General features: G+C 45.1%; 3 protein-coding genes and 1 CRISPR repeat array. All 3 genes read left to right on the forward strand.

Annotation, left to right across the window (positions count from 1 at the left end; genetic code table 11):
- Positions 1–112: 112 nt before the first annotated feature.
- The 3 genes from cooS to G580_RS11915 all read left to right on the forward strand — a co-directional run bounded on the left by cooS (position 113) and on the right by G580_RS11915 (position 3,430).
- The gene (cooS, locus tag G580_RS0109315) at positions 113–2,068 is read left to right on the forward strand and encodes an anaerobic carbon-monoxide dehydrogenase catalytic subunit (RefSeq protein ID WP_028841912.1); all 1,956 of its coding nucleotides are present in this window, start codon (positions 113–115) and stop codon (positions 2,066–2,068) included.
- Between the two features lie 19 nt (positions 2,069–2,087).
- Complete coding sequence (locus tag G580_RS0109320) at positions 2,088–2,882, forward strand: ATP-binding protein (RefSeq protein WP_028841913.1); 795 nt, start codon at positions 2,088–2,090, stop codon at positions 2,880–2,882.
- A gap of 143 nt (positions 2,883–3,025) precedes the next feature.
- Complete coding sequence (locus G580_RS11915) at positions 3,026–3,430, forward strand: proton-conducting transporter transmembrane domain-containing protein (protein WP_342665146.1); 405 nt, start codon at positions 3,026–3,028, stop codon at positions 3,428–3,430.
- 160 nt (positions 3,431–3,590) lie between these two features.
- Positions 3,591–4,757: a CRISPR direct-repeat array (repeat unit 30 nt; unit sequence GTTTTGAGCCTACCTATAAGGAATTGAAAC).
- Positions 4,758–4,763 lie beyond the last annotated feature (6 nt).

The following is a 4,763-nucleotide window of genomic DNA, read 5'->3' on the forward strand; positions in this document are numbered from 1 at the left end:
CGAGAGCTTGGTTTTGAGCCTACCTATAAGGAATTGAAACTGTTTCTAATTCACCGTGTGGAGTTGAAAGAAAAGTAGCATAAATTTTTTTAAAATTCCCTTAAAGGGGGGTATACCCGTGAACAGAAATGCCAAGAGGGCGGAAGAGCTAAGTCTGGACTCCGGGGTACAGGAAATGTTAGTCAAAGCCCGGGAAGAAGGCGTAGAAACTGCCTTTGACCGAAGTGAGGCGATGGGTGCTCGCTGTAAATTTGGGCTATTAGGGGTTTGTTGTAAACGCTGTCTGGAGGGACCATGCCGAATTGTCCCCGGAGGCAAGGGACCTCAGGCGGGGGTGTGTGGGGCAACGGCTGATGCTATAGTTGCACGGAATTTTCTGACCATGGTTACTGAGGGAGCGGCTCCCCACATAGAGCATGCCCGAGAGGTAGCGCTAACCCTGCTGGAAACTGCAGAAGGGAAAGCGCCCTATAAGATCAGCAACCCCGAGAAACTGTTGAATATTGCCGCTAGGTTAGGTCTGAAAGTTGATGGCAGGGAAATTAATGAAGTAGCCAGGGAGGTGGCTCTCAAGGCCTTGGAAAACTTCCAGCAGCAATTTGGCGTACTCCCCTGGTTAAAAATGAAGGCTCCACCGAAGACGGTGGCAAGATGGCAGAGTTTAAATGTTTTGCCTGTTAATGCCCATCTGGAGATAACTAATGCCGTCAACCGGCAGGCCATGGGATGTGATGCCGATCCAGTTAACCTCCTGTTAGGGGCAATACGGGTAGCCTTGACTGATGGGTATGCAGGGCTGCACCTGTCTACTGACTTGCAGGACGTCCTGTTTGGTGTCCCGGCTGTGGTCAAGTCTGAATACCGGTTAGGGGTAATTAAAGAAGATATGGTTAACATTTCCGTACATGGCCATATACCCATGCTTTCTGAAAAAATAGTGGAATGGGCGGAAAAACTGGAAAATGAGGCCAGGGCGGTTGGCGCAAAGGGGATTAACATTTTCGGGGTCTGCTGTACAGGAAATGAAATATTGATGCGCCGGGGTGTGCCTGTGGCCACAAACTTCTCCAGTCAAGAAATGCCGATTGTTACAGGTGCGGTAGAAGCCATGGTGGTAGACGTCCAGTGTATTATGCCCAGCTTACCCAGGGTAGCAAAATGTTATCATACAGAAATTATTACTACTTTACCCAATGTTAAAATCCCGGGGGCTACTCATGTGGAATTTACTCCGGAAAAGGCCGATGAGGCAGCCCAAACGATTGTTCGCAAAGCTATAGCTAATTTCAGCAAACGGGACCCCGAAAAAATAAAAATTCCTGAAGATAAAGTAGAGGCCTACGCTGGATTTTCGACGGAGCAGATTTTAGAGGCGCTGAAAAAGGTAAACCCGGAAGATCCTCTGCAACCTCTGGCAGAAAACATAAAATCTGGAAATATTTTGGGTGTAGTGGCCCTGGTGGGTTGTACCAATCCTCGAATCAAGCAGGACTGGGCCAATGTCGAAGTAGCCAAAGAGCTATTGAAACATAATGTGCTGATGGTAGCAACGGGTTGTTCGGCCCACTCCCTGGCCAAATTTTCCTTGATGTCACCCCGGGGGCTGGAGTATTGCGGTGAAGGATTACAGCAGGTGTTAAAGGTTATTGGAAAGGCCAACGGCCTGGAAGCTCTGCCGCCCGTTTTGCATATGGGTAGTTGTGTTGATAATTCCCGAGTGGATGACTTGGTAATGGCGCTGGCCAATTATTTTGGCGTTGAAGCAAGGGACCTACCTGTTGCCGCGTCGAGCCCGGAGATTCAAAATCCCAAAGCCTTAGTCATTGGCACCTATTTCCTGGCTCATGGCATTGATGTGCATGTAGGGATTCAGCCTCCCATTGCCGGATCAGAGCTGGTCAGCAATATTTTGCTGGGAGACAAAGACCGGCATGCTCTGACTATGGATGGTCTCTTCGGGGGGAAACTGATCTATGAAGAGGATCCGGTCAAGGCCGCTCACCTGATTTTAGAGAGAATCATCCAAAAACGTAAAGCCTTAGGGTTGCCCTGTCCGGATATAACTTGAAGGTCAGGAGTTGATAGCGGTGTTTGAAAAAGGGCTCAAAATTGCTGTTTCTGGTAAGGGCGGGGTGGGGAAAACCACCCTGTCCGCCCTTCTCTGTCATATTTTTGCCCGCGAGGGAAAGCGGGTATTGGCAGTGGATGCGGACCCTGATGCCAATTTAGGCACAGCATTGGGATTTCCAGCGGAGATTTTAGAAAAGTTAACTACAATTTCTGAGGATAAAGAGCTAATCAGGGAGCGTACCGGAGCAGAGCCGGGAACATCGGGTCAGTTTTTCACTCTTAATCCCCGGGTTGAAGATATCCCGGAAAAGTATGTGGTAGAACATGCTGGAATACGGTTGATGCAAATGGGTAAGGTAGCTAAAGGGGGCTCCGGGTGTGTCTGTCCGGAAAGTGTCTTGCTTAAACACCTCCTGCGTCATTTGGTACTAAAGGCTGAAGATACGGTAATTGTTGATATGGAAGCTGGCTTGGAGCATTTGGGACGTGGTACGGCTGCGGGGGTAGATGCTTTTATCGTTGTAGTCGAACCGGGGAAACGGAGTTTCCAAACAGCGACCTCGATAGTAGGGCTGGCCAGGGATTTGGGAGTTACCAGGGTTTTTGCAGTGGCCAACAAGGTGCGCCCGGGGGATGAGGAAATAATTAGGCAGGAAGTGAACTTTTTGCCGATTTTAGGATTCATCCCTTATGATCCGGCAGTAATTGCTGCTGATTTGGCAGGGGTAAGCGTATTTGAGCAAGCTCCCGAAATCGCGGCAATAGGGTATAAAATTAAAAATCGTTTGCTGGAAGAGCTGGAAAAGGCGTAGCTAAAGGTTGCGCCTTTTTATTTTTTGGCTGTTTTTAGTCTTTGTGTCGTCTACACGACAGAAATTAAAGATTGACAATGGTATAGTGAAAGTGAAAAAGTACACAAATCCAAAGGGTCAATTTTGGGAAGGGGGCAGGAAAGGTGGATTTTGCTTCTCTTAATGGGCTCTCTATGATAGCTCTACTTGGTGCAGTGGTTATTTTGGTTGGGGAACTAGTTGCCTTGAAACAGAGGAAAAACTTAATTCGACTACTCGTAATTTCCAGCATTGCTGAAATCGGCTATATTCTGCTGGGACTTGGTCTTGGTACTTATGAAGGTACATCGGGAGCTCTGTTGCATCTGGAATATCAAATAGTAATGCGGGCATTGGTCTTTGTTGCTGCGGCAGCGCTAATTGCACGAGAACGATCTGACAGTATTGAAAAGCTCAAGGGTATAGGTAAGGCCATGCCGGTTACAGCAACCTTGGTTTCTAATTCACCGTGTGGAGTTGAAAGTAATGCATTAGCCCCCGTTTCATTAGTCAAATATTTTGGTTTCTAATTCACCGTGTGGAGTTGAAAGATCGCTTCATTTTAAGTCAGTTCTTTTCCTATTCTCGTTTCTAATTCACCGTGTGGAGTTGAAAGCTTGGATGCTGGGTTTTTAATTATTTAGTTTTTTAGGTTTCTAATTCACCGTGTGGAGTTGAAAGCTTGTCTCGGTTTTGAGCCTACCTATAAGGAATTGAAACTTGGAATACCTCTTCAGATTTTAGGGGTAGCGAAAGTTTTGAGCCTACCTATAAGGAATTGAAACTCTTCTCTTTTGAGTTGGCTCGGATAGGAAAGGGAGCGTTTTGAGCCTACCTATAAGGAATTGAAACCCAAGTCCATGAGAAAAAACTCCACATCAGCTTTATCAGTTTTGAGCCTACCTATAAGGAATTGAAACTTTTAGGACACCTTTCGTAGGTGATGACTTTATTGTGTTTTGAGCCTACCTATAAGGAATTGAAACAGCCGTATGTAGAGGTGAGTTTGCATCCTGAAAATGAGTTTTGAGCCTACCTATAAGGAATTGAAACTACCAATAAGGATAATCTAAGCCTAAAATAAACTCCGGGTTTTGAGCCTACCTATAAGGAATTGAAACAGTAGTATAAGCCCACAAGGTCATGGAAGCGGGTTAGGTTTTGAGCCTACCTATAAGGAATTGAAACAGCTCTGGATGTATATATGCCCATACTTTCATTTTATACGTTTTGAGCCTACCTATAAGGAATTGAAACCTACCTAAAACACTCCCTGACAAACTCTTCAATAATCGTTTTGAGCCTACCTATAAGGAATTGAAACCCTACCCCTACTTCCCCTACTAATCCCACCCCCCGGTTTTGAGCCTACCTATAAGGAATTGAAACTATTTTTTTGTTCTTCATCGTGAATGTAGACTTCTTGTTTTGAGCCTACCTATAAGGAATTGAAACATAATTTAAAATAAACTTTAACCAATAAAATGATGCAGTTTTGAGCCTACCTATAAGGAATTGAAACGATAAATAACCCAGGGTCCATTAGGACCCCGGGCATAGTTTTGAGCCTACCTATAAGGAATTGAAACTGAAGAGGATTCCTCACAAAAAACCACATAAACTCCCGTTTTGAGCCTACCTATAAGGAATTGAAACTCAAAAGAAGCTGTGCCTAAAGGAGTAGAAGCTATTGAGTTTTGAGCCTACCTATAAGGAATTGAAACCTGACCAAGATGGACACTTTACAGTCATCTTCAGAGGTTTTGAGCCTACCTATAAGGAATTGAAACACAAAATCTCTGAAATATTCTAAGCATTCTCTTGTTAGTTTTGAGCCTACCTATAAGGAATTGAAACTAATGT

The organism is Thermodesulfobacterium hveragerdense DSM 12571 (assembly GCF_000423845.1).
Taxonomy (GTDB): domain Bacteria; phylum Desulfobacterota; class Thermodesulfobacteria; order Thermodesulfobacteriales; family Thermodesulfobacteriaceae; genus Thermodesulfobacterium; species Thermodesulfobacterium hveragerdense.